Raw genomic sequence first — 1,145 nt, forward strand, 5'->3', positions numbered from 1 at the left:
CGCGGCACGGGCGCTGGTTCGGCGTCAGCGGCGAGGACATGGACCGGGCGGAGGCGGCGCTGCGCCGGCACGGCCCGGTGGCGCTGTTCCTCGGCCGCATGCTGCCGGCGATCCGCACGCTGATCTCGATCCCGGCGGGGCTGGCCCGCATTCCGCGCGGCGTGTTCTACCTGTGGACGGCGCTCGGCGGGCTGCTCTGGGTCGCGGCGCTGACCGGCGCGGGCTATGCGCTGCGCGACCAGTATCTGCGGGTGGCCGGGGTGCTGGAGCCGGTCAGCTATGCCGTGCTGGCGGCGCTGGTCGCCCTGTATCTGCGCCATCTCTGGCGGAGCCGCCGGCACGGCTGAACCCGCGCCGCGCGGCGGATGCGAAAAGGGCCCGGGAGGCGATGCCCGGGCCCTTTCGCGTGGCGTGGCTCAGAGCACGCCGAAGAGCAGCAGCAGAATGATGATCGGAATGGGGATCCCGAGCAGCCACAGCAGGATCGAGCGCATCGTCATTCTCCCTTGTCGTCCTGCGCCTGCAACGCCGCCAGCGCGCCCCGGGTTGCCGCGCGCCGCGCCGATCCGCAGCACCGCCCGGCCGCGGATCTTCGCTTTTGTGTGACAGCGGTTTTTCCGTGACGCCCTGTAACCGCCCCGCCGGCGTGGCGTTGTCGCGGCAGGCCGGCAACACCGGCTCCCCCCGACGGCCCTAAAGACGACAAGGATATCCAGCTACCATGCGCCAGCGCGAGATCGGCTTCGCCATCGTGGTGTCCGCGGCCCTGATGGGCCTGGCGGCCTGCTCCTCCTCCCCCGATGGCAGCGCGCCGGCGCGCGCGCTGGACCGTGCCGCCGGCACCAACACCTCCGGCGCCTATCCCAGCCAGTCGGACGGCATGCCGGGCAACCCGCCGGGCACCGCCGCGACCCGCGCCGTGGACCGCGCCGCCGGCACCAACACCTCGGGCGCCTATCCCACCCAGTCCGATGGCACGCCGGGCAACCCGCCGGGCACGGCGGCGACGCGCGCCTATGACCGCGCCACCGATTCCAACACCTCCGGCGCCTATCCGCAGAACGGCCCGCGCCGCTAAGCGGACGGACAGGGGCCCGGCGCCACGGCGCCGGGCCCTTTCGCATGCGCGCCGACCGCCCGCCCGC

At 74.1% G+C, this 1,145-nt stretch carries 3 protein-coding genes; 2 read left to right on the forward strand and 1 reads right to left on the reverse strand.

Going from position 1 to position 1,145, the window contains the following annotated elements; genetic code table 11:
• Positions 1 to 347 (forward strand): DedA family protein (locus tag HMPREF0731_RS21120; RefSeq protein ID WP_007006276.1); only part of this gene is annotated, 347 nt, incomplete at its 5' end.
• Between the two features lie 69 nt (positions 348 to 416).
• On the opposite strand, the gene HMPREF0731_RS24660 is transcribed toward HMPREF0731_RS21120, so the two are convergent.
• A complete protein-coding gene (locus tag HMPREF0731_RS24660) occupies positions 417 to 575 on the reverse strand; it encodes a hypothetical protein (RefSeq protein WP_007006277.1) in 159 nt (52 codons plus the stop codon).
• Positions 576 to 721: 146 nt separating this feature from the next.
• Between HMPREF0731_RS24660 and HMPREF0731_RS21125 the strand changes: the two genes are divergently transcribed.
• Complete coding sequence (locus HMPREF0731_RS21125) at positions 722 to 1,078, forward strand: hypothetical protein (protein ID WP_051014846.1); 357 nt, start codon at positions 722 to 724, stop codon at positions 1,076 to 1,078.
• The last annotated feature ends 67 nt before the right edge of the window (positions 1,079 to 1,145 follow it).

This window comes from Pseudoroseomonas cervicalis ATCC 49957 (assembly GCF_000164635.1).
Lineage (GTDB): Bacteria > Pseudomonadota > Alphaproteobacteria > Acetobacterales > Acetobacteraceae > Pseudoroseomonas > Pseudoroseomonas cervicalis.